Annotated in this window: 22 protein-coding genes; 8 read left to right on the top strand and 14 right to left on the bottom strand. The window is 38.3% G+C overall.

The features are described from left to right. The first annotated feature begins 75 nt into the window (after positions 1-75). Entirely contained in the window at positions 76-3,240 is a 3,165-nt protein-coding gene (locus tag CH365_RS12855) for a SpoIIE family protein phosphatase (RefSeq protein WP_100768958.1), read from the top strand. Positions 3,241-3,286: 46 nt separating this feature from the next. On the opposite strand, the gene CH365_RS12850 is transcribed toward CH365_RS12855, so the two are convergent. From CH365_RS12850 to CH365_RS12840, 3 genes are all read right to left on the bottom strand, one after another. Beyond that, complete coding sequence (locus CH365_RS12850) at positions 3,287-4,048, bottom strand: ABC transporter permease (RefSeq protein WP_100768957.1); 762 nt, start codon at positions 4,046-4,048, stop codon at positions 3,287-3,289. Further along, positions 4,045-4,980 (bottom strand): ABC transporter ATP-binding protein, encoded by a 936-nt coding sequence (locus CH365_RS12845; RefSeq protein ID WP_100768956.1) that lies wholly within the window; start codon positions 4,978-4,980, stop codon positions 4,045-4,047. Before CH365_RS12845 ends, CH365_RS12850 begins: the two co-directional genes overlap by 4 nt. Before the next feature lie 173 nt (positions 4,981-5,153). Beyond that, positions 5,154-5,477: a DUF2834 domain-containing protein gene (locus CH365_RS12840; protein WP_100768955.1), complete on the bottom strand. Its 324-nt coding sequence runs from the start codon at positions 5,475-5,477 to the stop codon at positions 5,154-5,156. A gap of 153 nt (positions 5,478-5,630) precedes the next feature. Here CH365_RS12840 and CH365_RS12835 point away from each other — a divergent pair, with 153 nt between their 5' ends. Continuing rightward, positions 5,631-7,070, top strand: coding sequence for a RecQ family ATP-dependent DNA helicase (locus CH365_RS12835; RefSeq protein WP_100768954.1), 1,440 nt, complete (start codon positions 5,631-5,633; stop codon positions 7,068-7,070). Here the strand turns inward: CH365_RS12835 and CH365_RS12830 are convergent. Both CH365_RS12830 and CH365_RS12825 read right to left on the bottom strand, forming a co-directional pair. Continuing rightward, complete coding sequence (locus CH365_RS12830) at positions 7,067-9,043, bottom strand: sensor histidine kinase (protein WP_100768953.1); 1,977 nt, start codon at positions 9,041-9,043, stop codon at positions 7,067-7,069. The genes CH365_RS12835 and CH365_RS12830 overlap by 4 nt on opposite strands. A gap of 66 nt (positions 9,044-9,109) precedes the next feature. Further along, a complete protein-coding gene (locus CH365_RS12825; protein ID WP_100768952.1) occupies positions 9,110-10,051 on the bottom strand; it encodes an LA_2444/LA_4059 family outer membrane protein in 942 nt (313 codons plus the stop codon). 124 nt (positions 10,052-10,175) lie between these two features. Between CH365_RS12825 and CH365_RS12820 the strand changes: the two genes are divergently transcribed. Then, positions 10,176-11,132 (top strand): NAD-dependent epimerase/dehydratase family protein, encoded by a 957-nt coding sequence (locus CH365_RS12820; RefSeq protein ID WP_100768951.1) that lies wholly within the window; start codon positions 10,176-10,178, stop codon positions 11,130-11,132. A gap of 10 nt (positions 11,133-11,142) precedes the next feature. Here CH365_RS12820 and CH365_RS12815 read toward each other — a convergent pair whose 3' ends face one another. After that, the gene (locus tag CH365_RS12815; RefSeq protein ID WP_100768950.1) at positions 11,143-11,487 is read right to left on the bottom strand and encodes an ArsR/SmtB family transcription factor; all 345 of its coding nucleotides are present in this window, start codon (positions 11,485-11,487) and stop codon (positions 11,143-11,145) included. A 165-nt stretch (positions 11,488-11,652) separates the two neighbouring features. Between CH365_RS12815 and CH365_RS12810 the strand changes: the two genes are divergently transcribed. Beyond that, the gene (locus tag CH365_RS12810) at positions 11,653-13,002 is read left to right on the top strand and encodes a hypothetical protein (protein ID WP_100768949.1); all 1,350 of its coding nucleotides are present in this window, start codon (positions 11,653-11,655) and stop codon (positions 13,000-13,002) included. A gap of 68 nt (positions 13,003-13,070) precedes the next feature. Here CH365_RS12810 and CH365_RS12805 read toward each other — a convergent pair whose 3' ends face one another. After that, the gene (locus CH365_RS12805) at positions 13,071-13,682 is read right to left on the bottom strand and encodes a beta-class carbonic anhydrase (RefSeq protein ID WP_100768948.1); all 612 of its coding nucleotides are present in this window, start codon (positions 13,680-13,682) and stop codon (positions 13,071-13,073) included. A 589-nt stretch (positions 13,683-14,271) separates the two neighbouring features. On the opposite strand from CH365_RS12805, the gene CH365_RS12800 reads away from it, so the two are divergent. The 4 genes from CH365_RS12800 to CH365_RS12785 are packed head-to-tail and all read left to right on the top strand — an operon-like array spanning position 14,272 to position 17,487. Continuing rightward, on the top strand, positions 14,272-15,420 hold the full coding sequence (locus tag CH365_RS12800; RefSeq protein WP_100768947.1) for a cytochrome-c peroxidase: 1,149 nt from the start codon (positions 14,272-14,274) through the stop codon (positions 15,418-15,420). Between the two features lie 34 nt (positions 15,421-15,454). Next, positions 15,455-16,540, top strand: a complete 1,086-nt coding sequence (locus CH365_RS12795; protein WP_208861208.1) for a metallophosphoesterase family protein — start codon at positions 15,455-15,457, stop codon at positions 16,538-16,540. Between the two features lie 9 nt (positions 16,541-16,549). Then, entirely contained in the window at positions 16,550-16,993 is a 444-nt protein-coding gene (locus CH365_RS12790; RefSeq protein ID WP_244283174.1) for a c-type cytochrome, read from the top strand. Positions 16,994-17,004: 11 nt separating this feature from the next. Continuing rightward, positions 17,005-17,487: a hypothetical protein gene (locus CH365_RS12785; protein WP_100768946.1), complete on the top strand. Its 483-nt coding sequence runs from the start codon at positions 17,005-17,007 to the stop codon at positions 17,485-17,487. A 147-nt stretch (positions 17,488-17,634) separates the two neighbouring features. On the opposite strand, the gene CH365_RS12780 is transcribed toward CH365_RS12785, so the two are convergent. The 7 genes from CH365_RS12780 to CH365_RS12750 all read right to left on the bottom strand — a co-directional run bounded on the left by CH365_RS12780 (position 17,635) and on the right by CH365_RS12750 (position 25,013). Further along, positions 17,635-18,309, bottom strand: coding sequence for a methionine ABC transporter permease (locus tag CH365_RS12780; protein WP_100768945.1), 675 nt, complete (start codon positions 18,307-18,309; stop codon positions 17,635-17,637). Further along, positions 18,306-19,346: a methionine ABC transporter ATP-binding protein gene (locus CH365_RS12775; RefSeq protein ID WP_100768944.1), complete on the bottom strand. Its 1,041-nt coding sequence runs from the start codon at positions 19,344-19,346 to the stop codon at positions 18,306-18,308. The genes CH365_RS12780 and CH365_RS12775 overlap by 4 nt, the downstream gene beginning before the upstream one ends. Continuing rightward, complete coding sequence (locus CH365_RS12770; protein WP_100768943.1) at positions 19,325-20,152, bottom strand: MetQ/NlpA family ABC transporter substrate-binding protein; 828 nt, start codon at positions 20,150-20,152, stop codon at positions 19,325-19,327. The genes CH365_RS12775 and CH365_RS12770 overlap by 22 nt, the downstream gene beginning before the upstream one ends. Positions 20,153-20,297: 145 nt before the next feature. After that, complete coding sequence (locus tag CH365_RS12765; RefSeq protein WP_100768942.1) at positions 20,298-21,173, bottom strand: hypothetical protein; 876 nt, start codon at positions 21,171-21,173, stop codon at positions 20,298-20,300. Positions 21,174-21,175: 2 nt separating this feature from the next. Beyond that, positions 21,176-22,585, bottom strand: coding sequence for an MBOAT family O-acyltransferase (locus CH365_RS12760; protein ID WP_100768941.1), 1,410 nt, complete (start codon positions 22,583-22,585; stop codon positions 21,176-21,178). A gap of 58 nt (positions 22,586-22,643) precedes the next feature. Further along, positions 22,644-23,858: an adenylate/guanylate cyclase domain-containing protein gene (locus CH365_RS12755; RefSeq protein ID WP_100768940.1), complete on the bottom strand. Its 1,215-nt coding sequence runs from the start codon at positions 23,856-23,858 to the stop codon at positions 22,644-22,646. A 78-nt stretch (positions 23,859-23,936) separates the two neighbouring features. Then, a complete protein-coding gene (locus CH365_RS12750; RefSeq protein ID WP_100768939.1) occupies positions 23,937-25,013 on the bottom strand; it encodes an ATP-grasp domain-containing protein in 1,077 nt (358 codons plus the stop codon). Position 25,014 lies beyond the last annotated feature (1 nt).

Genomic DNA, 25,014 nt, shown 5'->3' with positions numbered 1-25,014 from the left:
TCCTATAACCGGTTCTAATCTGCAAACAATCTTCTTGACGGAAACCGGTTTTAAGATTCTTTTTATGCTGCCGATATGCATCAGTTCTATTTTAATTTTTACTTTTTCGGTTCTCTACTAGCCTGCCTTTTTTCCATCTACGTTACCTTCTTCTTTTTGAGTATCAAGGATAGAAGTAAGGCAGCATTTCACCTAGGTCTTTCCACTCTGGCGATGACCATTTTCCATTTGGCTTATATTATTGCGTTCATCTCTTTCGATCAATGGACTATTGTTCATCGATGGTTGGCGATCCCTTCTCCTATGATGGGGTTTGTGCAGTGTTTTATATTTTTCTTTTATTTCCCGAATCCGAGAAATGTTAAGTTCGGTTTAACTGTTTATTCCATTTTATATGCCGGGCTCGCGATTGTTACGGCTACATTTATTGTGGTAACATTACAATCGGATCATCGTTTTAATATCGGAAGTAATTATTGGGATTTTGAATCTCATAAGTTCTATAAAATTTTCTCTATTATAATTTTGATATATAACTTTTCCTTTTTGGCATCGGCTACCTGGAGAGCCGTCGTAGAAAAAGGAAAAGAGAGAAGATGGATCATTTATATCGCGATCGCATATTCTACGATCACTATTATTCCGGGTATTCTGAATGTGATGAGCAGGGATGGTTCCGTTTCTAGAAAGGTGTTCCAACATACTACGGATATCGCACTAGTCGCTGGTCTTTTTCTGGTCTTGATCATTTATGCAAATGCCACCAAGGAAAGGACCACCATTTTGAGTAAGATTGTGGCTGTGACCATGGCCACTTTTCTTTTGGCGTTTCAATTGGTAGGTTATGCAATATTAAATGGTTATGAAACTTCCTTTGATACGTTAAAGATACAGGCCTCCGAACTTGCTGCATTTCAAGGGAAGAAGCCTGAAGGATTTGCTTATCTTATATCTTTTGATCCGGAATCCAAAGAATTCATTTTGGAAAAAGGGGAGAAGGACTCCAGATTCGATTCGGAAGATCGTTTAGAGATCAAGTTTTTTAATGTGACTCGAAAGCTTACGAATTTGGGGACATTAAATGCAAAAGAAAGATGGGAAAGGTCCAAAGTTATTCTTTCCGATTCTCCTAAGGAGTTTTATGCTTATTCAGAAGGGATAAAAAACTTTTACGAATCAAAAGGAGAAGAAAAAATTTCGGATGAGGAACTTGTCGATTTTTTTCGTTTTCTGAATCGAAAATTGAATATTATAAAAAATAAATTTTCCAATCTTCCATCTAAAACCGATCAGGCCGCAGTGGCTAAACTTCTAAATTCCGAAGAGATCGGTTTAAGGTCGGTATTAGAGCAAGTTCGTAAAAAAGTGGAGAAGGACATCTCTTCTGGGAAGTCCGAATTAGAAGTTAGATCTTCCCTTATTCTTCCATTAACTTCTTTAAGAGAAGTGGGAGAAAGGATGTATAGAGGAGCCAAGTTCAATAAGGCAAACGAAAAAACTCCTGAGTTCTACTTGGCTTATCTGGTAATTCATCCTCAGAATGGAAAAATTTACGAAGTAGGATTCACTTATAAATCCTTTCGAGAATATCTACATTCTCCTTCTTTAATATTGGTGATCTGTCTTTTGGTAATGGTTGTTACGATTAGTTTTGGTTTCAGGCTCTTCTTCCATAACGCGATCGTAAAACCGATGGAAGATGTAGTAGTCGGTTTGACGGAAGTAAACTCCGGGAATTTAGAATATAGATTAGTTCCAAGAGTGGAAGATGAGATCGGATTTATTGCTCGTTCTTTTAATAGGATGGCAAGGTCTATACAGGCAGCTCGGAAAAGATTAGAACAATACGCCAACGAGCTGGAAGAAAAAGTTAAAGATCGTACTAAAGAGTTGGAGCAAACTCTGAACGAAGTCCAGGAATTAAAACAACAGCAGGACGCGGATTATTTTTTGACTTCTCTTTTGATCAAACCTTTGGGATCGAATAAGGCAAATCAGGAAAACGTAAAAGTGGAATTCCTTCTGAAACAAAAGAAAAAATTCACTTTTCGGAAGCATGAGGATGAGATAGGAGGAGACCTTAATATTTCAAACCATATCGATTTGCAAGGAAGGTCTTATACGGTATTTTTAAACGGAGATGCAATGGGTAAGTCCATGCAGGGTGCGGGGGGTGCATTAGTTCTTGGATCCGTTTTCGAGTCCATCATAGAAAGAACAAGAGTGGTGGACATCATCAAAAAACAATCTCCGGAAAGATGGTTAAAGAACGCATTTATAGAATTACATAAGGTTTTCGAAAGTTTTGACGGGTCAATGTTGGTTTCATCCGTGATGGGATTAGTGGACGATGAACTCGGAATATTATATTATATTAATGCTGAACATCCTTGGACGGTACTGTATAGGGATGGGATCGCTAGTTTTATAGAAAATGAGTTTATGTTTCGCAAGTTGGGAACTACTGGCGTAGAAGGTACTATTTTTATCAAAACTTTCCAGTTGGAGCCGGGTGATTGTATCTTTGTAGGATCAGATGGTAGGGATGATATCATTGTTGGTATGGACTCGGATGGGGACCGGATCATTAACGACGATGAAAAGTTGTTCTTAAATTCCGTGGAAAAGGGAAGGGGAGATCTTCAGGAAATATATAATGTTATTCTGAATAACGGTAAATTGAGTGATGATCTTTCTTTGATCCGATTGTCTTTTACTGGAAATGGAAAACAACAAATTCCTCAGGACGAAAAAAGGCAGAGGATCAAAGAGCTGCTTAGAAATGCCAAGGAGACCTTCTTAAATAAAGATACACAAGAGGCTCTAAGTTATTTGGAAGAAGCGGAATCTTTGGATAGCCGTGTTCCTGAGGTGAAAAAGAATTTTATAAAACTGTTCCTCAAATTGAAGGATTACCAAAAGGCTGCGCGATACGCTGAAGATTATTTTAAGATGAATCCGATAGATAGTGAGATTTTATATGTGGCTTCTTTTGCTGCGAGAAAGGCCGGTCAGATTAGAAAGGCACTCGATTTTAGTGAACGTCTTCGTTTAAGAGAGCCTTCTCATATTAAAAATTTAGCCAATCTCGCAGAAATTTATATTGCAGTCAAAAATTTTGATAGGGCAGATTCTATTTTAAAAGATGCGATTCGTTTGGACCCGAAGAATGAAGCAGTTTTGAAAGTGGAAGGCCTTTTGAAAAAATATCTGAACCGTCTTTCGAACGGAAACGGTTAACCGAAGGAACCTGAGTCGGGTTAGGTGTCCTTCGGATAATACATTCTTACTTTTTAATATGATATCCTGTCTTGAACATCCAGGCAACAACTCCTAAGCAAGAAACTAAGAAGAATAAGATCATAGTTAGGCTAATCTCAAGACTTACATCCCCGATCTCGTAAAAGCTCCATCTAAATCCGCTGACCAAATATAGGATCGGATTGAATAGAGTAACCTTTTGCCAGAAGGGAGGGAGCATATTTGCAGAATAGAAACTTCCCCCCAAGAAAACCAAAGGAGTAATCACAAGCATAGGGATCACTTGCAGTTTTTCGAAATTATCCGCCCAGATCCCAATGATAAATCCGAATAAACTAAATGAAATGCAGGTAAGTATCAAGAAGAAGACCATTAAGAATGGATGAGCGATCTTGATTTCCACAAACAGGGAAGCAGTCGCAAGCATGATCGAGCCTAAGATCAAAGATTTGGTTGCAGCAGCTCCCACAAAACCGATCACAGCCTCCATACTAGAAACCGGAGCGGATAAAATTTCATAAATTGTGCCAGTAAATTTAGGGAAATAGATTCCGAAAGAAGCGTTGGAGATACTTTCCGTCAGTAGGGAAAGCATCACAAGCCCTGGAACTATAAAAGATCCGTAAGATACTCCATTCACTTCTTGGATCCTGGATCCGATCGCAGAGCCGAAAACGATAAAATATAAAGAAGTAGAAAGTACAGGTGACGCAATACTTTGCATTAACGTCCTTCTTGTTCTTGCCATTTCGAAAAAGTAGATGGCTTTGATTGCGTTCAGATTCATTTGGATTCCTTCACTAATTGTACGAAAATTTCTTCCAAACTGCTTTGGGTTGTATTCAAATCTCTGAATTCAATTCCGGATTTTTTTAACTGATCTAAGAAACTTGCAATCCCAGTTTGTTTTTCCTTACCGTCGTAGGTGTATAATAATTGTTTTCCTTCGTTCTTTAATTCCAGTTCGTAACCGTTAAAATTATTCGGTAAACTTTGGAGAGGAGAAACAAGATCTAATAAGATCTGTTTTTTTCCAAGCTTGTGCATGAGTTCGGTTTTCTTTTCTACAAGGACTAATTCTCCCTTGTTCATGATACCGACTCTGTCGGCGATCTCTTCTGCTTCTTCTATATAATGTGTCGTGAGAATAATGGTAACTCCTTTGTCTCTAAGAGCTCTCACTACATTCCACATATCTTTTCTAAGTTCTACATCCACTCCGGCGGTGGGTTCATCCAAGAATAAAACTGACGGTTCATGAGATAATGCTTTAGCGATCATTACTCTTCTTTTCATTCCTCCGGATAGAGTCATGATTGTGTGGTCCTTCTTCTCAATAAGAGAAAGAGACTTTAGAAGTTCTTCGATATATTCTTTGTTAGGTGATTTTCCGAATAAACCCCTGGTGAAATTCGTAGTAGTTAATACTGATTCGAAAGCGTGAACCGTGAGTTCTTGTGGAACAAGACCGATCATAGATCGAGTCTGTCTGTAGTTTTTTATAATATCGTAACCACCCACGGAAACAGAACCTGAACTGGGATTAACGATCCCGCAAATCACCGAGATTAGAGTTGTTTTTCCGGCGCCATTCGGGCCTAAAAGAGCGATGATCTCTCCTTTTTCAATATCCAAGTTAATGTTTTTTAAGGCTTGGAATCCGTTTGAATAAGATTTGGAGAGGTTTTGGATGGAAACAATGGGAGAGTTGGAGTTCATACGATTCCTTCAAACCGTTCAATAAATTATGGGATTATCCAAAATACAAAACTCAGGTTGATTGGCCCACACCAATTTTAGAAGATACAATGGTTTTGTAGGTCGATGGAAGTTGGTCGGTTCCCGTAAAGTGGAAACCGAATGTTGGAATTCCTACAAATGGAAGACAGAAATCAGTTACGATTCTGCTTTTCCCTCAGATAAATATAATAAGCTGCTCCTACTGCCACACCTGGAACCACACCGAGTAATAGAGCAATCCATCCATTTTTGATTCCTTTTGTTTTTGCATCATATATGACCCAGGCTGCAAGAACAAGCCATGTGAAAATTATATCTAGAGCATAAGCGCTGGAGAATGGATTTACGAATCCTCCTAAGAAGGCTCCGATAATATCGAAGTTTTGTGATAAAGGTGGAATCACGAGATACAGAAAGCCTGCAGTAAATATAGAACCCAGGGTAGTCAGAAGAATTTTAAATGTTGAAAGATTCATTTTGTTCTCTTGGTTGAAAGTTTAATAGCAAATGATTCGAATTTTTGTAGGGAATACCAGAGAAATTTCACTCTCTGACCAAAAAGTCCTTAAAAGAATTTTAAAAACCGGATTGGCAAAAAGTGGATCGGATCCAGAACGGAGTGAGTCCGAATGTCCGATTTACAAGAATTAAAAAAGAAATTCGGAGTCTCCGAATTTAGATCCTCTCAAGAAAAAATTATCAGAGATGTTTTAGAAGGCAAGAACTGCTTGGTGATCATGCCGACTGGGATGGGTAAATCTTTATGTTACCAATTGCCTGCTCTAGTATTGGAAGAATTAACTGTAGTTATTTCACCATTAATCGCTCTTATGCAAGACCAAGTGGACAAATTAAAGTCTTTGGGGATAGATGCGGAATTTGTAAATTCTTCTATTTCTAAAGAAGAACGTAATCTTCGTTATGAAAACTTAAAGAACGGAAAATACAAAATTCTTTATGTTTCCCCGGAGAGATTTCGCAAATTTTCCTTTTTAGAAATTTTTAAAACTCGAAAAGTCTCTTTATTGGTAGTGGATGAGGCACATTGTATCAGCCAATGGGGACATGATTTCCGACCGGACTATACTAAAATTTCAGAATTTAGAAAGATCTTAAAAAATCCTAGGGTTATCGCTTTAACAGCCACGGCGACAAAAGAAATACAAAAGGATATGATACTACAGATCGGATTATCCGAATCTGAAGTGCAAATCTATAATGAAGGTATTTCTAGACCGAATCTTTATTTGGAAGTCAGGACCTTTGTTGATTCTTCCTCTAAAACAAAAGAACTAGTTTCTTATCTGAAACATCTAAAAGGAAATACGATCGTATATTTTAATCTGATCAAAAATATCGAAAGTTTTTCGCAAGCATTGGATTTAGAAAAAATTCGGTATCGAGTATATCACGGGATGTTGCCTCCCGACAAAAGAAGAAGAATACAAAATGATTTTCTGAATTCGAAAGACAGTTTACTTTTAGCTACGAATGCATTCGGGATGGGGGTAGATAAGGCGAATATTCGAACAATTATCCATGCGGAACTACCTTCTTCCTTGGAATCTTATTACCAGGAAATAGGAAGAGCGGGAAGGGATGGAAATCCTTCGGAATGTTTATTATTTTATAACCAGGATGATCTGGCTGTTCTTATGGATTTTATCGAATGGCAGAATCCGGATGAAAATTTTATGATCCGAGTGCATCGAGTTTTAAAATCCGTGGGGGAAAAACTATCTTCTCTTGAATATGAAGAACTGCAGTCCATGGTGGTGCATAAAAATAGAGGAGACCATCGTTTACAAACGGTTCTCAACCTTTTCGAAAGACATGGAGTTACATCCGGAGAGTTGGAAAGAAGGTCCCTTGTTTTGCGCGGAGAATTACCTGCAGTTTTAACCGACCCAAAAATTTTGGAAGAACGGAAAAAAGCGAGTTTGAATCGTTTATATCAGATGCTTATGTATTTAAAGTCTGAAAAATGTAGAAGAGAATTTTTATACGAATATTTCGGTGCGACTTTCCATTCTTGCGAAAATTGTGATATTTGTTCTAAAACTTTTTAGATTCTAGGGATGCAGAATGTAAACTTGCTTCCATTTCTTTCATCCGATTCGACTGAAATTTTTCCGTTATATGCTTTTATAATGCTATAAACCAAAGGAAGGCCCAAGCCGGTGCCGGATTCGTTTTTTGTTCCTAATCGAGTGGATTTGATCTCTGTTAAAAAAAGATTCGGGATCATGTCTTTAGGCATCCCAATTCCGGTATCTGCCACGAAAAATTCCGGATCATTCTTCTCGTTGGAAAATCCGACACGAATCGTATCATTCTCTCTACAGAACTTTATGGAATTGGAAACTAGATTGATGAATATCTCGGCGAATAAGGTCCGATCAACGTTCAACTTTATATCATTGGGGATTTCATTTATGATGTGAATTTTTTTGGCTTCCGCTTGAGGAATAAGTTTAGCTAATACTCCTTCTACTTCCGGATACACATAGATTAAATTATTGTCCAGAGGAAAAGAGCCCGATTTAAGTCTGTTCAAATCCAGAAGTGTTGCGATCATCTCTAAGGATTGGGAAGAAGTGTATTCCGCCCTGGAAATCCATTCTAATAATGATCCATCGTCCAATTGTTTATAATCGTTTTTGATCAATTGTAAAATGCCTATCACTGTTGTGATAGGAGATCTCAGGTCATGAGTGACCAAGGACAGAAATGTGTCCTTAAGTGAGTTTGCCTCTTCCGCAATATGTTTCGCTTCTGCAAGCTGTTTAGTTCTTTCCGTCACTTTATGTTCTAAAGATTTTTGGAGCTCTTCCAATCTGACGAAAGCATTGGAGAATCGAACGGAAAGCATTACTGTCTGGGAGAATAAGAATGCGAGAAGTCCCCAGCTTGCTATATATTCCGCTTTGATTAACAAACTTTGATTTAAGATATCATTTAACGTGGTTAGAAATAAAATCAGGGAGCCTACGGCAAATAAAATGGAACCTTCTCTTTTTCTGAAAATGCAAAGAGTGATCATTACAAAAAAGTAAAGTATGCTTACGCCTACAAAACCTTGGAAGATTCTGATATAATTCATGTATTCTGTAGAAGGAAGCACAAGAACGAGAATGAAAAATACAAGGCTGACACTTATAAATATATTGTTAAAATAATAATGGAATTTTTCGTCAGGGAATACCGCTTTTAGGAAAACTGAAAATAAAGGAAGAGCCAAGACGAAGGTCAGGATATCCAGTTTATGGATGTAAACCCAAAAGGAATCGGGAGTAACTTCGTATATAAAGACGGATCCTGTAAAAAAGCCTCGGATACTTAGATCGATGCAGAATAGTCCAAACCAAAGGGCGGATTTATCCACTCTTCTCATTAAAAATAGAATCAAATGATACAGGCCCATGAAGAAGGTGGCGCCGAAAACTACCCAACCAAGTGCAACCTGCCTTTTTTTCTCTTCGAATACCGCTAACGTATTTCCCAATTTAATAGATTTACGGAGTCCGCCGGTTACATGATAAAAATTCGATATTTGTAATATGAGTTTTAGTTCTTTGGATTCTTCGTCTATGAGTACGATCGGATGTTTATAAGAAGGAAGCATCTGATCTCTGGAGCTTCCTATCTTTCCATTCTCGATGAGTAATTTTCCGTTTAGGAAAAGTTTGAATGCTGTGGAAACATCTCCAATTTGGAAGGCTAGATCTTTTACCGGTTTGTCCAATAGAACCGTAAGTTTATAAGTTCCTAAACCTTCTCCTTCATGTCGGATGCCATTTTTTGCGAACGAATTCCAAGCGCCTGGGACGGAAATGAATCCATCTTTTGTGAAAGTTTCAGGATCTAAGACTCCGTCTGCAAATTCCCAATCTCCGTCTAAGGCAACGGTAAAGAAACGATCTCTATCCCAATCTCTCAGATCTAAAATCCCATCCTTTGCTTGCGGAGAATAGACCTCGGTTTTTTGAGAACATCCCATAAATACCAGGAGAAATAGTAAATGAAAGATAGATGATCTCATCCTAATATCTGGTCTCCAGTTTATTCTCCGCTTGAAACCTGTATAGAAATTTGCATAAGAATGTTTTTAAAAAAATACTGAAAAGCCCAAGAAGAATCCTCTTAAAATCTCATAGTTTCCAGATCTAGATCCATTGCTGATAGAGATAGAAGAAGGTGAAGAAAAATTATAATGTAAATTCCATTGATCGAAATGTAAGTAACTAAAATAAGAGGAAATTTGGTTGTATCCCAAATGAAATCTCATATTCTCATGAAACTTGTATTGGAGAGAAATTTCCGACTCAAATCCTCTGAAAATCCCCCTAGTGCCTGCGCTTCCATTCGTAAAAACCAATGTATCCGGAGAAATGATAGGGGTTTTAAAAAATCTAGTTCCTTCTGTATAAAATACATCCAAACTTATATTTGCGGAAAAATTTTCTGCAAATTGATAAGAAGATTGGAGGGAAACTTGAGGACCGTACGTATAAAAATATTCCTGGAAAGCACCGTCTAACATGTATTTGCCGTAGGTATACTTGTTGATATTGCGGAGTCCTCCGCCTAAATATAAATTCCAATTTTGGATCAGAGAAATGATTTTATAAAAATTTGTTTCAAATTCGGATCTTGCTAAAGGAGAATAATAGAACCTTTCTGCCGATAAACCTGTAGAATTGGATCTAATCACATTCGAATTCGGATTTACCAATTCTACTTCGTAATAAGAGATCTCAGCTTTGTAATTTTTTTCGTAATTTTCATAACTGAAAACCGCCGGAACTAATACCTTTTGATTTTGTTGTAAATGGTTTGTTTCTATGGATTCATTCGGATTCGTTTTTTCGGAATAAGAAGTGAAATTATATGGAATAAAACTGTAAGTTTGCCTCTTTAATAATAGTTCGAATTTTTGTTTTCTTTTTTCAGAAGTTCCGGTTTTGGGAATTTCTTCCGATGCTTGAGAGTTTGAAATTAAAAATAGGTTTAATAGAATAAAAACATAATATTTCTGATAAAGACCCATATTCTTCTGCACCTAAAAAGAATGTGTAGAATTCTCTTTTTAAAACCGCTAAAGGTCAACGACTTTCGGATTTTCTGGTATACTTCCAAAACTTTCCAATGGAAAATTGAATTCTGGAGAGGATATGAATCTATTCATCACAGGAGCTTCCGGTTTTGTAGGCGGTGCGATTGCTCGTCACCTGAAAGAAAAACATAAAATAAAGGTATTATCCAGGTCTGCAAAGACGGATTCTGCATTAACCCAACAAGGTTTTGGGATAGTGAGCGGAAGTTTAGAATCCATTACTGCGGAAGATTTGGCCGGAACAGATATCGTGATCCATTGCGCTGCATTTGTAGGCCCTTGGGGAAGTTACCAAGATTTTTGGAAAGGAAATGTAGAAGGAACTACTCGTCTCTTGGAAGCCTCTCAAAAAGCAGGAGTGAAAAGATTCATTCATATGGGAACAGAGGCCGCTTTGTTTCATGGACAGAATATGGTACAAATCGATGAGACTTATCCTTATCCTAAAAAAACTCCTTACTATTATAGTCGCACAAAAGGAGAGGCAGAAAGAAGAGTAGTATCTGCAAATCAACCGGGCTTCGAGACGATTGTATTAAGACCAAGGTTAGTTTGGGGTCCTGGTGATACGTCTGTTCTTCCGGTTCTAAAGAAGATGGTGGCCGAAGGAAAATTTATGTGGCTGGATGGGGGAAGGGCTAAAACTTCCGTGACTTGTATTCCGAATTTAGTCCATGCAACTGAACTTGCTCTGACTAAAGGTTTGCCAGGACAAATATATTTTATCACAGACGACGAAGATAAAACTGTAAAAACGTTCTTAACAGAGATGATGCAGACACAGGGAATTATACTTCCTCAGGCTTCGGTACCTTCTAAACTTGCTGGATTTTTGGCGATGATCGTGGAGGGAATCTGGAGAATATTCGGAATTCGTAAAGAACCACCTATGATGAGATTTCCGGTAGATATTATGGGAAAAGAATGTACTATCCGGATAGACAAGGCCAAAAAAGAATTAGGATACAAACCTGTGGTCAGCGTGGCGCAAGGCTTGCAATTAATGAAAGGCTAAGTTACTTGTTTTAGGCTTGGATCTCGAAAACTTCTTCTTGATCGTTTTCTATCCTTACACTTTTTAAAATTGTTTCGAGTAACCCTGGAAATTTTTTTTCCAAATCGTCCTTACGAATGATGGAAAACCTTTGAGTTCCTTCGTATCTAGTAAAGATCATCCCTGCGTCTCTTAATTTCCCCATATGGTACGAAAGATTTGTTTTAGGCGCATAAATTAGGAAGGCGGAACAATTGGATTCTCCCTTTTCTGATAGGTCCAATAAGATTTTCCTTCGGATCGGATCGCTTACTGCCTCGAATATGGAGTTCAATTCGATCTGATCTAAATTAGGATGAGTCGGCTGTTTAGACATCTGAACTTTTTTCCAAGTACTCCTTATAAAGTTCAATAATATTTGAACAAAAGATTGACAAGTACTTTCTAAGTTTTAAAGTTCAAATATTATTGAACTAATGGGAATTGCCTCGTTTTGCTTTAAAACCCAAAAAGATCGGCGAACGGGACAGAGGAGACTCCTATGATAGTACTTAGGTCGATTCAGAAAACCTACCAAAGTTTTCCAATTTTGCTGTTTTCCTTCTTTTTGATCGCCCCACTTTTCGGAGACGAGGTGAAGCTTAAATCCGGGAAAGTACTGAAAAATCTGAAGTTGGAGAAAGAAGCGGAAGAATATTATATTTTCAGTCTGGAGGATTCTATCCCGATCCGGATTTCCAAGTCAGAGGTTGCAAGTGTCCAAGCAGAAAACAATATCCAAGAGTTGAAGGACCAAAAACAAATCCCTCAAAAAAGAAATTATGATCTGGTTTGGACTCAATCTTTAACAAATGATGTGTTCATCAACGGGAACAGCTTATTCGGAAATGCTTTTGCAAGAAGGGGAGATCTGCCTTATTCTGAAGTTCCTAAATCTTTGATCCTAGATACGATGGTAAATATTCCCACTCCTGTGGAAGGTTTGAATCTGATCATAAGGGACTATTCTCCTTTAACAGGAAGAACGAATCGAGATGTGGACGGAGTTTTTCAATCACATCCGTACGGACCGGGAGTTGACCTGGAGAAGGTAGCGGAAGATCCGAATACGAACAGATTGAGAAAAGAACCTAACGGATTAAGAGAGGGTCTTGCCACTATTCTTAATTATAAATGGTCCACCAATCGTTTAGGAGATTGGAATGCAGGTTGGATCTATTATGCGAATAACCAGCCGAGTTTTGCTCTGGGACTTTTTACCTTCGGTTGGGCATTGCCTGTACTAAAGTATATTCATCCGACTTATACTTATAATGTGAGAGTAACTTCGGAAAGAATCGGTGGTTCAAGTATCGCAGGGGAGAAGGATATGGAGTCTGGATATCCTACGAATGCGTTTAACGGTACAACTTTTCATAGGTTCTCCGTTTTTCATGAATACGATATCACTGAAAATTTTAAAATCCAGCCAGGGATCGATTTCGGATACCAATATTATAATGATAATATTGATAGAAGGTCCGGATTTAAGAATATTGATTATAAGGTAACCGTAAAGTATTTGGGGTTCTCTTTCTCGCTCACTGACGTATACAGGCCTAATACTTACATGATAGATAATAATTATTATTATCCAAATTCTGTAGGAGGTCAAACGGTCGGAACAGTTCCTGGAGCAACTTGGGTAGGGCCTTTAACAGGAAATACGAATGACGGATTGACTATAGATCCTTCCAAAGGTTATGGGCTCGTGAATGATTTTATCTTAAGTTCCATCCAAAATTCCGGACTGGATCCTAATGTAAAACAAGCCTTAGTGAATAAACACTTGGAGCAGAAAATTCCGTTACATAGTATTATCTGGTCTTTCGGATATTCTATCAGGATCTAAAATAAAAACCGGAAGAGAATATTAGAAATTAAGTATCTAATTTTTCTTCCGGCTGCCCTTTTTAAGGATCAAGAAGCTCTTCCGATCTTGGTCGCTTCTTCCACTTCTACAAGTTTTCCGGTTCTTACATCGTAAAAATATCCGTAAACAGGAATGTCTTTAGGGATCAATGGATGGTTTCTGATCCTTTTTACATCATCTATCACACTTTTTTCTAGGCTCTCGAATGTAAGAAAGGAGATAAACCTTGCTTCATCAGATCCTCCGGATTCTTCTTTGTTCTTCCATCCGCTGGAATCAACAGTTGCGGTCTTAAGGCTTTTTTCCAAAAGATTACGGATGATCTGGTCCGTGAATAGAGCCATTCCGCAATCAGAATGGTGGATCACGAAAAATTCTTTCGTTCCCAAAAGTTTGTGGGAGATAATGAGAGATCGGATTGCATCGTCACTCGCTCTTCCTCCTGCGTTTCGTATAACGTGGGCATCTCCTTCGGAAAGACCTGCATACTTAGCTGGATCTAAACGTGCATCCATGCAGGTTAGGATCGTGAAACTTCTGGCAGGGGGAAGTGCCAATTCTCCCTTTTTCCCGAACTCGGAAACGTATTTCTGGTTCGCTTCAATAACTTCTTGGTGCACTTTGCTGGTTTCTTTTTGCAATACAGTTGAGTTTGACATGTCGGATAGTATATCTGCAATAACAGAAATTGCCTTCAGATTTACCGGGAAACTGAGAAAAATAGAGAAGGAGTGAGCAATTGTTTAGGGACTAGGCCAGTATTTTATACGGAGAAGGTGATCTGAGTGTTATGTAGGAGTTCCTACTTGTAGCGACTTATTCTATTAATCTGACGTTGGAACTCCAACATCAGACACTTCCAGATAGTGTTGGAATACCAACATGAAACAAATATACATTTTTGAAATGAAATAAATTATTTCCAAATTCGCTAAAATATTCAAATTTCCCCGAACGCACGCCAAACATAAAATAACGTGAAAAACTTCAAAAGAAGAAGATAAGCACCAATTTCTTATTTTTATTTCAGTTATATTATACTTTAAGAATGTGTAGTTTTTCTGTTATATTACTACTTTAAATAAAACGAATGTTTTAGCTTGTTACTGAGTTTTGAAACTTACTCTCAAATTGAGATGTAAAAAATTTTTATAATCTTAACTTTTTTTACCTCCGGGCCTTGACCTATTTTAATTATAGAACTATTCTAAGCGAAAATTTTGTCGGCGATGTCGAATGAAAGTTCATATGTTTTCGCGAATCGATTCTAAATATCTAGGATATATATTTCTTATATTCATTTTTTATTGTGTAGGTTGTGACTCACAGAAGAAAAAAGATACCGACTTAACAGAACTTACTTATATTCCGAGTGGAATTTTAGGGTTACCTGACTTACCTGTTCCTAAAAACAATCCTCAGTCCAGCGATAAAATATCGTTAGGCGCAAAATTATATTCGGATAAACGATTTAGCTCAGATGGAACAGTTTCGTGTGCCACATGTCATAAGCCTGAACAGGCATTTGTAGACAAACTTAAGGTCTCCAGGGGGATTAAAAATCTTACCGGAACAAGAAACGCCCCCACAGTATTAAATGCTGCCTATTATAAAACACAGTTTTGGGACGGAAGAAGAAACGATTTAGAAGGACAGTCTAAAGATCCTCTCTTAAATCCGGTAGAGCATGGTTTATCCAGTCATGATGATTTAATAAAAATCGTAAAGGCGGATCCTGAGTATACTTCTAAGTTCAAAACCGTATTTGGGATCGATCCTGATTCTATTCGAATAGACCATGTTGCTTTAGCAATCGCATCTTTCGAAAGAACAATCATATCCGGAAATTCTCCTTTCGATCGGTATAGATTTGGAAAAGAGGAAAAGGCATTATCCGAATCTGCGATCCGAGGTTTGAACCTATATATGGGTAAGGCTAGATGCCAAGATTGCCACACGATAGGTGAGACATATGCAATTTTTACGGATGATAAATTTCATAACCTAGGAGTCGGGTTCAAAAGGATACAACCTAAGTTAGAGGAGATCCTTCGGAAAAAAGCAGAATCCAAAAACAGTCCGACTTCAGACGAAGAAATACTTACGAATCTAGAATCTTCCGAACTTGGTAGATTTGCAGTGACTGGAATCAGTGAGGATCTTGGAACGTTTAAGACCCCCGGTCTCAGAAATATCGCATTAACTTCTCCTTATATGCATGACGGAAGTTTAACAAGCCTAGAGCAGGTTATCGATTTGTATGATAGAGGCGGGGAAGCAAATCCTTTTTTAAGCAGTGGTATCCGTCCATTGGCACTGAGCGGCCAAGAGAAAGCGGATCTTGTGTCTTTTTTGAAATCCTTAACAAGTCCGGTTTTGCCTAGCATGCCGAAGTGAGGAGATCGGAAATATTCCGACAAGGAGGGGAGTTATGGAAGAAGGAAAACTGAGCAGGAAGGATTTTTTGCGCAGAACCGGGGGGCTACTCGCAGCGAGTATCGTTCCAATGAGTTTAGTCGAGATTGCCTGTGGAGGAAGAGGAAAAGGCACTCACGAAAAATTTACCTTTGCCTTTATATCCGATCCACACCTAACACATATTAAAGGAACTAATTTTGTTCGGAATTTTGATAGTGGTCTAAATAAAGCCATCGAAACGGTGAACCTGATGTTTCCAAGACCTGACTTTGTGGTATTCGGAGGAGATCTTGCTCAATTGGGCAAGAGAGAAGAGTTGGATCATGGTATGGAACTTCTCTCCAAATTGAAAGTTCCGGTCAAGTTTGTGATCGGAGAGCATGATTATTATTTGGATATGGGAAATTATTGGCAGGATAAGATCAGCAAACTCAATTATTCCTTCGATCATAAGGGAGTTCACTTCGTGGTCTTAAATAGTATCTTAACCTATGATACTTGGATCAAACGTTGGAAAACTCCGGAAGAAAGAATGAATGAGATGGCTCGTCTGGATAATCCGAACGGCTCTCCTTTTATGGTGGGTGATGATCAGATTGCTTGGTTGAAAAAGGATCTAGAGAATATAAAAAATGGAACTCCGTTAGTAGTCCTTTCCCATTCACCGTTATATAAAATTTATAAGCCTTGGAATTTTTGGACGGATGATGCGGAGAAGATCCAATCCGTTCTGAGTAGATTTGATAATGTTACCGTTTTTCACGGACATGTTCACCAAGTTTTGTATAACCAGATCAAGAATATAAGCTTTTATGCATTGATGTCTACTGCATGGCCTTGGCCTTATCCGGAAAGTTATACTCAGTCTCCCCATTATATTCCTAAGATGACTGTTTTTATGAATCGTCAGGACCCATTTCATGAAAGAGACGGAACGGGTTGGGCGTTCGTGAACATGGACAATGCAAGAGAGGAAATGCATTATAAACTTTGGGAGAACAAGGACCGGATCGTAAAATACGACGATTCAGCGGGGCATCCGGTGGATTCAACATACCAAAAACCGGAATCTAGAATTCTTCCTCAGACACATTATTAGGAGAACTTTATGGACTATCCGCATACTTTTAGAGATAAATCTAAATCCAAAATTTTATTCGGGATCTTTGTTTCTGTATTCTTTTTTACTTTCGGAATTGTATCCCTTGTCTTCGGAGATGACTGGGAGAAATCGAATGTGGATAAATGGAATGCAGCCTTTATGGAAACAGTCGCACAAGGAGAGAAACTATTTCATGGCCCTCAACTGGGAGGTAATACAGTCCAATGCGCCATGTGCCATCCAAATGCGACCAATACACATCCTGAAACCTATCCTAAATTCCAGAAACAGATCGGTAAAGTTTCCACCTTAAGGGAGATGATCAACTGGTGCATCCAGAATCCTCTGCAAGGAAAACCCTTGGCTTATGACGATCCAAAAATGATTGCATTGGAAGCTTATATCATGTTTGAGAGAAGGAACTCTGTCTTGGTTCCTGGAAAACATTAGAGGAAATGAATATGGTCAGATCTATTTTGTTTTCAGGAATCATTTTGATTTTATTCTCCTTCTTGGTTTTTTGCGGATCTGAGATCAGCGATTCCAGATATAGATCCGATCTGGAAAAGGGACTTTCTCTATTTGGAACCGTTGAAGATATACATGCGGACAAAGCGATCCCTGTGAAGGAATCTTTTTCCTCAGGAAGTAAAGAATTGCTGTTTGTTCCCTTCTCCGCGAACGTAAAACTAAAAGAAGATGTTCGTAATTACGTTCATCATGCCCAAGAAGGGAGATATCATAGGGAATATGTAGGCTGGGTGATGCAAAATTCCACAAATAAATCCGGAACGGAGAAGTTATTACATTTTTCATTGCTCGCGAACCTTTCTTCTTCTCGTTGGTATGATGCGAAGAGTGGGCAGATCATTCCTTTGAAAGGAGTTCTTAGATATAAAAAGGAAGGAAGTGAATGGGTTTCCTTAGGAGCATTTGATAATTAATATTTATGAATATGCAATGGTCGGGACCGGATCGTTTTTCTCGGAAAATGAGACGGTGCCGCTTTCATTACCACAACATTTGATCCGCAGGTCTACTTGCGGATTCTTTTTAATCGGGTAGTGTAAAATATTCTCCTTAATATAAAACTAATGCGAGACTCGTTTATCGCTTTTTTTACGGGTTTTGTCTCCGATCCATTGGAAAGTCTGAACTAATGCGATCAGCACAAAAACCGTCGCGAACATAATATCATCCTCGTATCTATAATATCCGAATCGGATCGCAAGATCTCCGATCCCTCCTCCACCTACAATTCCGGCCATCGCAGAATACCCTAATAAACTGATGATAGTGACTGTAATTGCTGAAAAAATTCCCGGCAATGCTTCCGGTATTAGAACTTCTTTGATGATCAAAGATAGTTTTGCTCCCGTAGAAACTGCAGCTTCTAAAACACCTTCCGGAATTTCTCTCAGTGATGTTTCGACTAACCTGGCTAAGAATGGAATTGCAGCTACGGATAGTGGAACCGAGGCAGCAAGAGGGCCGATTGTAGTTCCTACCAAGGATTGAGTGAGTGGTATAAGTGCGACGAGTAAGATCACGAATGGAATCGATCGGATCAAGTTCGCTAATACTCCGAGTATTGTATGAAAAAATCTATTCGGAATGAATAATTTTTTATCGGTGAGATAGATTAAAAATCCCAAAGGAATTCCGAATACCAAAGCAGAAGATAAGGAGATCCCAAGCATTAGGAATGTTTGTGCGAATGCGTTAACTAGTTCAGGAAATAATTCGATCCACTTGGAAAAATTCATCTGAAAATTTCCTCCACACTTGCTCCATATCGAACGAATGCTGCTTTAATTGTGTCCGTACTATTGTCGGAAGGATCCGTTTCTAGATAAAAAACACCAATCGGTCGTCCTGAAATATATTCAATTTTACTATGGATAATATTCGGAACTTGGTTTGTAGCACGGATGACTTTTCCGAGCACAGGTTCGGTGGCGATCTCGTTTTTCAGGACTACTCTCAATATCCTTCCTTCTGTTCTTGCCAAGGTCTCTTCCGGGATAGAATTCGTGAACGCGTGACCTGTAAGTTTTTTAGTAATTTCTTGAGAAGGATCTGCAAATAAGGAGTATACGGAACCAGTTTCGATCAATTTGCCTTTTTCTAATACTGCTACCGAATTGCAGATCTCTCGTACTACATTCATTTCGTGGGTTACGATCAGAATGGTGATGGAAAATTTTTTATGAATGTCTCTCAGAAGTCCTAAAATGGAACGAGTGGTTTCCGGATCTAATGCAGAAGTCGGTTCGTCACATAAGAGTAGAGTGGGATGATTTGCGATCGCTCTTGCAATTCCCACTCTTTGCTTTTGTCCGCCACTGAGTTGATTCGGATAAGCGTCGATTTTGTCTTCGAGTCCGATTAAGGAAAGCAGTTCGATCACTCTGGAACGGATCTCTTCTTTTTTCCAGCCAGAAGCCTTTAAAGGGAGTGCGATATTGTCGAAAACTTTTTTATTTAATACTAGATGGGATTGTTGGAATACCATTCCAACTTTGGATCTATGGCGCCTGAGTGTTTCTCCTTTTAAATGGGAGATGTCTTCGGATTGAAAGAATACCTGACCTGAATCGGGTGTTTCTAGTAAATTTGCAAATCTAAGTAGAGTACTTTTTCCGGCTCCCGTAGTCCCTATAATACCGAAAATTTCTCCCTTATCTATTTTTAAAGAGATATCCTCAATAGAAGGATATATAGATTTCGGAAACGTTTTAAAAACGTTCCGAAATTCTAATATAATTTGTGGGTTTTCTTTTATTTCCGTTTCCCGAACCATTCCGGCTTTTGGAATCCTTTAAAGTCTTGGTCTACAATTGTCTCGAAGTTTTCAGACTGTACTGCCTCGACTATATCCTTGGCGAATACGCTGTCTTTTTCTGTTTCTCGAACCACGATAATGTTTTTATGTTCTTCTGCTAATTTTTCCAAGATCACTGCTTTTGTCAGATCCAATCCGGATGCGATCGCAAAATTTCCGTTGATCGCCGAAAAGTCTGTGCTTTCTAAAGATCTTGGAAGTTGAGCCGCTTCTAAAGGTAAGAACTGGATCTGTTTTTTATTTTCGGTAATATCGCTTAAGGACGCCTTAGTAGGAAGTGCATCTGGATTTACTTTAATAAAACCTAATTCTTGAAAAAGTTTTAAGGCTCTTAACAAATTAGTTGGATCGTTTGGAAGAGCGATGGAGGCCTTCTCCTTTATATCCTTAGGATTTTTGGTCTTTCCTGCAAACACCGACATAGGAGCAGTTGGGATATTGATAATGGGGCTTAATTTTAGATTTTTATCCGCAGTAAATTTTTTCAGATAAGGAAGATGCTGGAACAAATTTGCATCTATATCACCGGAAGCTAATGCAAGATTGGGTTGGATATAGTCGCTGAACTGAACGATCTCTATCTTGTATCCTTTCTTCTCTAGATCCGGAAAAACACCTTTTTTCAAAAGATCCCCGTAAGGCCCGGGACAAATCCCTATCTTCAGGTTCTTTCTATCTCCAGGGAGATTGGGAGCTTCTTTCTTTCCGCAAGCGGCGAGAAAAGGAAGAAGGGTAAGTAATATGATAAATATTTTTTTGTTCATTGGATCACCTATTGGTGGGGATTTACTAGTCCAAGAATTTTGGAATCAGGTCTTCTTGGATACCAGAAAATTCTGTTATATTGAATAAAATGTTTAATATAGCCCGATTGCGGAGAAATACCAAGTTAAGAGGGTAGGAACTCCTTTAGGGTAGGGATTCGGCGTATTCTTTTAATTTGGATAAGAATCGATCTGCTTCCGGATATGCCAGGTGTAGAGCATCGCTATCTTCGTAGATATTTTTATCATCTATAAACCAGAGATATTGAGAAGGAGGAAAATTTTTTAGAACAGTTTCTCTGGTCCTGGTTTCTTTGGCGGAGACAAGAATTTCAGGATGCATTGGCATTTCGAAAAAAATAGGCCGGATACCTTTTGTTTCCAAATCTTTCAGAGCGGAAGATAGATACGTCATTCTTTCATTCAACTTTTTCTGTTCGACCGCGGCTCCATACCAACGTTTTACTTCTTCTAGATGTTCTTCTTTTAGTCTTTTCGAAATTTCGAGAGCCTCTTTTTCGTCTTTAGGTTCTTGTTTGGCTTCTGCAGCAAAAAACCGATCCGTAAATTGTATCACAAATCCTACAGCGTAGTTCAATGGTTGTTTTTCGGATCTGAGGACCGGGAAAGTTCTTCTGGTAAAAACGAAAAACGGCTCGGTATTTTCCTGGGAAAATTTTTTATTTTCTTTAACGGAAAGCTGGTTTACTTCTATCAGAACAAATTTGGGAGAAGTATCCGAATTTTTTAATATAGATAATCCTGTTAGCGCACCTTCTCCCACTAAAGAAAGATTGAACCAGCCCGAGTTTTGTTTTGGTAACATTCTGTCCGACATGGAAGAGCCAACGATCACAAATTTGGAATCTTTTCCTTCCGTTAAAAAACTTTCTACTCTAACCCTATTATGTTGCCACCAGCTTTGTTTTGGAATTTTCTGAGGAGAGAAAAAATATACAAAACAGGAATACAATCCTAAGAAGATCAGAAAAAATATGCTAAGTCGGATAAAAAATTTCATAATTAAAACTGAAAATAGATAAACGCGGCAGAAGGTCCCTTATTCAGAACGATCAGGAATAGAAGGAATGCATAACCCATAATGGAAACTTTCTCGATCGTTTCTTCCGGATATTTCTCCTTATACCATCCATAAAAATGATAAAAGAATACGGGAATGGAAAAGAATATTAAGAAAGTACAAAGCTCCCAGTCTGTTCCCAAACTTACGTTTGTACCTACTAATTTTAAATATTTAATCGCAGTTCCGAAATCAGGTAATCGGAATAATAACCATAGAAGGGAAACACTCAAGAATACGAATCCGGCTTTTATAAAGGAGAAAAAACGATTCTCCGGTAATCTGAACGGTAGATTCTGATCCAAAAATCTTTCGACTAGTAATAAGAGTCCATGTCCAATTCCCCAGACCATATATCTCCATTCTGCTCCATGCCAAAGTCCACCCAAGGCCATAACCAAAAATAGATTTATATAAGTCCTGAAATTTCCCTTTCGATTTCCACCCAAGGGGATATACAAATAGTCCCTAAGCCATGTAGAAAGAGAGATATGCCATCTTCTCCAAAATTCCGAAAAGTTAGAGGATATATAAGGAAAATTGAAATTGGTCGGTAACTTATAACCGAATAAGAACGCAGTACCTATTGCGATCAAAGAATAACCCGCAAAATCAGCAAAGATCTGCGCAGAATAACCGAAGATCAAAAGTATTAAAGTGAGAGTAGAATGATGAGTATTATATGGAAAATCGATAACGAACGTAAGATCATTTAGATTATCTGCGATTACGGTTTTTAGAAAATATCCCAAAATCAATATCTTTGCAGCTTGGATCCAAGGAATATCCTTGAAATTTTTTGTTTTTATCTGGGGAAAAAATTCCTTTGCCTTCACGATAGGGCCGGCTACCAACTGAGGGAAAAAATTAATATATAGAGAAGATTGTAGGACGAGCTTAGGATAAGGGACCTTCTCCTTGAAAATTTCGGAACCTATCCGATAAAAATCCACTACCATGCTTATCCCGTGGAAGGTATAAAAAGAAATACCGATCGGAAGAGGGATTAGGAAGATCCAATGTAGATCCGAGGATCCCGAGCTTCCTAAAAAAGTTTTAGCGAACAATCCGCTATATTTAAAGAAGAATAATACGCTTAGATTCAGGACCACGCCTAAGGCCAAGACTCCTTTTTTGGATTTGAAATCCGGGGCCTGGATCAGATATACGATACTCGCGTTCCAGAAGATGGAGAACAAGAGCAGGATAAGCAACCAAGGATCAGTATATGCGTAAAAATAAAAACTTGCGGCAACGACTGTCAGAAGTTGGAATCTTTTTAAAAAAGGAAGATAATAAAGAACAAAGGTAATCAGTAGGAATATGAAAAATCCAAAACTATTAAAATTCATGGGAAAGAAAATCTGACTGGTTCAAATTCTTTCCTGGGACCCTTAGGTCAAGAACCTATTATGCTTCTCTGGCCCCCTTCACCAAAAACATTTCGATCTCTCCCTTGTTCTTGGCCTTGATCAGTCCCCTAGACTCGCAGATAAAATCTTCTCGCACAAAGTGGAATGTATCTAGGGATATATTGACTTCTCCCGCGACTCCGGAACTCTCCATCCGACTTGCTGTGTTAACTGTATCTCCCCAGATATCATAGGCAAATTTTTCAGTTCCTATCACTCCAGCCACTACACTTCCTGTATGGATTCCTAAACGTAATTCCCAAGTAGGAAGGCCCAAACTTTGTCTCTCTTCCTTTTGCTTTTTCATAAATTGTTGGAATTCCAATCCGCAGAAAACGGCATCTCTTGCATGAGTGTGGTTTGGGGTAGGAAGTCCGGCAACTGCCATGTATGCATCTCCGATTGTTTTGATCTTCTCTAAGCCGTATTTTTTGGCGATCTTATCAAACTCTGCAAAAAAGAAATGGAGTTCCTTCACTAGTTCTTCCGGTGTCATCTTCTCTGCGATTTGGGTAAAACCCGCCATATCGGTGAATAATACTGTAACACTATCATAACGTTTTGGCTGGACAGTATCGTTCATTTTTAATTCGTCTGCGATTGATTCGGGAAGAATGTTTCGAAGAAGATTATCCGATTTTTTTCTTTCTATATTAAGATTCCTGCTGAGTATAAAGATAAGTATCCCTGTCAGGATCTGGACGAAGATATAATTTCCTCCCAGGTCCATATATTCTGCATCCCGATCTTTTTGAGGTACGATAAAATTCGGATAAAAATATTCGAATATGTATAAGAAGCCGGTTACAAAAGCGTAAAACGCATAAATGAAAAAGATATTATGATTTTTTAAAAGAATAGTGGCGATCACCAGCGCAGGGATAAAATAATAATGGTTTCCTCCGTTAGAACCCCCATGTAAAAACCAGAGAGAAGATAAGTATATGAGTATCGTTAGGTTTAATGGCCAGAAAAGAACATAATAAATATTCTTAAATCTGGAAAAATAATACATAATGAGCAAAATGGAACCGGAGATCAAATTTAGAATAATAACCCGGTGAGAATATTCCGTCTGTTCTTCGAAGATGGAACCTAATATATTTAAACTTCCGTTTACTAGGGAGATGGCGTTAAAAAGTCTATGTTCCAGGGAGTTCTTTTTGGGATCTCCGAAGATCAGGTAAATGAGCTGGACTAACTTTTGTTTCATAAAATTCTCCGGAACTTGAGAAATTTAAATATTTAGAGCAGAGATAAAACTTTCACATTCCAGAAAAAATTGCAAGCCTCAACTGGAAAGATCGGACACAATCCTGTTCCCGAAATAAAAATTGTACAATTCCTTTAATATGGAGAATAGGCCGGCGCCTTTCGCCTTGGACTGTCTTGAAATTTTAAATAGTATTTTCCATTGGGAGAATAGTATGGAATACCTTTCTTTGAAAGAAAATCTTGGATCGTATAAGTTCGTAGACTCGGAGGTAACTCCGTTTAACTCCACTATGTGAAGATCTTTTCCTTCTAAAAAATCTTTGAGAGAGGAGAATCGGATATCGTATCTTCCGAAATAAAAACCGGTAAAGGACAAGGAAATTTCATGGATCTTGTTTTCTAATTCGGGAGTAATCCATTCCGAACCGTCCAAAAATAAGGTTCCCTGGCAATGGTTTCCGGCTTCCGATAGAAAAATATTCTCTCCCAATTTAGGGATTTTGTCCCAAGTATCCGAAAATCTTTTTTGAAATCTATCTTTCTGTATTTTAAATCTGGGATGATTTTCTACTAATTTTGAAAGAGTGGAAATCCCATTTCCTAGTAATTTGGGAAACACTTTCCTAGTGATAGAAAATATTCTACCTTTGGTCTCATTCGGATATCTATAATAAAAGACTCCGACCTCAAATGGGCCAGGGTGGTATTCTTGGACGAGCAAATCCACGTTCGATTCCAGTAAACATTCTTCTAAATGTTTCTCGTTTTGGATTTTTCTGACTCCTTGTCCTCTTTGTCCTGAATCGGGTTTTAGTATGACGGGAAATCCTAATCCAAGAGTATTCATTTTTTCTAAAATGGAATTTACGTCTTTGGAACCTTTAGGAACTAAAAAGAATTTTAATACATGTGTAGGATTTATTTTCTGTAAGATTTGATATTTGGATTCGCCTACGAGTCCTCCTAATGGGATGCCTGGATTAGCGGCAGCAATTGTTCCAAATCCTAAAGAAGAAATGGATCCGGATCGAATGGATCGGATCGATTCAAAAGCAATATAAGGGATCAAAGGCAGATACAATTTCCAAGTGGGCCAAAATTCCATTGGATCAGATTGTTTGAGCAAATCTTGTTCTGTCTGTGTCTCTAACATT

Origin of the sequence: Leptospira neocaledonica (assembly GCF_002812205.1) — a bacterium.
In the GTDB taxonomy this organism is placed as follows: Bacteria; Spirochaetota; Leptospiria; order Leptospirales; family Leptospiraceae; genus Leptospira_B; species Leptospira_B neocaledonica.
Note: the sequence above shows the minus strand (reverse complement) of the source record. Positions and strands in the feature narration are given on the sequence as shown.

What these genes read in the sequence shown, in the direction of transcription:
- CH365_RS12855 (WP_100768958.1), top strand. Translation starts at nt 76, where the DNA reads ATGCATCAGTTCTATTTTAATTTTTACTTTTTCGGTTCTCTACTAGCC.
- CH365_RS12850 (WP_100768957.1), bottom strand. Translation starts at nt 4,048, where the DNA reads ATGAATCTGAACGCAATCAAAGCCATCTACTTTTTCGAAATGGCAAGA.
- CH365_RS12845 (WP_100768956.1), bottom strand. Translation starts at nt 4,980, where the DNA reads ATGAACTCCAACTCTCCCATTGTTTCCATCCAAAACCTCTCCAAATCT.
- CH365_RS12840 (WP_100768955.1), bottom strand. Translation starts at nt 5,477, where the DNA reads ATGAATCTTTCAACATTTAAAATTCTTCTGACTACCCTGGGTTCTATA.
- CH365_RS12835 (WP_100768954.1), top strand. Translation starts at nt 5,631, where the DNA reads ATGTCCGATTTACAAGAATTAAAAAAGAAATTCGGAGTCTCCGAATTT.
- CH365_RS12830 (WP_100768953.1), bottom strand. Translation starts at nt 9,043, where the DNA reads ATGAGATCATCTATCTTTCATTTACTATTTCTCCTGGTATTTATGGGA.
- CH365_RS12825 (WP_100768952.1), bottom strand. Translation starts at nt 10,051, where the DNA reads ATGGGTCTTTATCAGAAATATTATGTTTTTATTCTATTAAACCTATTT.
- CH365_RS12820 (WP_100768951.1), top strand. Translation starts at nt 10,176, where the DNA reads ATGAATCTATTCATCACAGGAGCTTCCGGTTTTGTAGGCGGTGCGATT.
- CH365_RS12815 (WP_100768950.1), bottom strand. Translation starts at nt 11,487, where the DNA reads ATGTCTAAACAGCCGACTCATCCTAATTTAGATCAGATCGAATTGAAC.
- CH365_RS12810 (WP_100768949.1), top strand. Translation starts at nt 11,653, where the DNA reads ATGATAGTACTTAGGTCGATTCAGAAAACCTACCAAAGTTTTCCAATT.
- CH365_RS12805 (WP_100768948.1), bottom strand. Translation starts at nt 13,682, where the DNA reads ATGTCAAACTCAACTGTATTGCAAAAAGAAACCAGCAAAGTGCACCAA.
- CH365_RS12800 (WP_100768947.1), top strand. Translation starts at nt 14,272, where the DNA reads ATGTTTTCGCGAATCGATTCTAAATATCTAGGATATATATTTCTTATA.
- CH365_RS12795 (WP_208861208.1), top strand. Translation starts at nt 15,455, where the DNA reads ATGGAAGAAGGAAAACTGAGCAGGAAGGATTTTTTGCGCAGAACCGGG.
- CH365_RS12790 (WP_244283174.1), top strand. Translation starts at nt 16,550, where the DNA reads ATGGACTATCCGCATACTTTTAGAGATAAATCTAAATCCAAAATTTTA.
- CH365_RS12785 (WP_100768946.1), top strand. Translation starts at nt 17,005, where the DNA reads ATGGTCAGATCTATTTTGTTTTCAGGAATCATTTTGATTTTATTCTCC.
- CH365_RS12780 (WP_100768945.1), bottom strand. Translation starts at nt 18,309, where the DNA reads ATGAATTTTTCCAAGTGGATCGAATTATTTCCTGAACTAGTTAACGCA.
- CH365_RS12775 (WP_100768944.1), bottom strand. Translation starts at nt 19,346, where the DNA reads ATGGTTCGGGAAACGGAAATAAAAGAAAACCCACAAATTATATTAGAA.
- CH365_RS12770 (WP_100768943.1), bottom strand. Translation starts at nt 20,152, where the DNA reads ATGAACAAAAAAATATTTATCATATTACTTACCCTTCTTCCTTTTCTC.
- CH365_RS12765 (WP_100768942.1), bottom strand. Translation starts at nt 21,173, where the DNA reads ATGAAATTTTTTATCCGACTTAGCATATTTTTTCTGATCTTCTTAGGA.
- CH365_RS12760 (WP_100768941.1), bottom strand. Translation starts at nt 22,585, where the DNA reads ATGAATTTTAATAGTTTTGGATTTTTCATATTCCTACTGATTACCTTT.
- CH365_RS12755 (WP_100768940.1), bottom strand. Translation starts at nt 23,858, where the DNA reads ATGAAACAAAAGTTAGTCCAGCTCATTTACCTGATCTTCGGAGATCCC.
- CH365_RS12750 (WP_100768939.1), bottom strand. Translation starts at nt 25,013, where the DNA reads ATGTTAGAGACACAGACAGAACAAGATTTGCTCAAACAATCTGATCCA.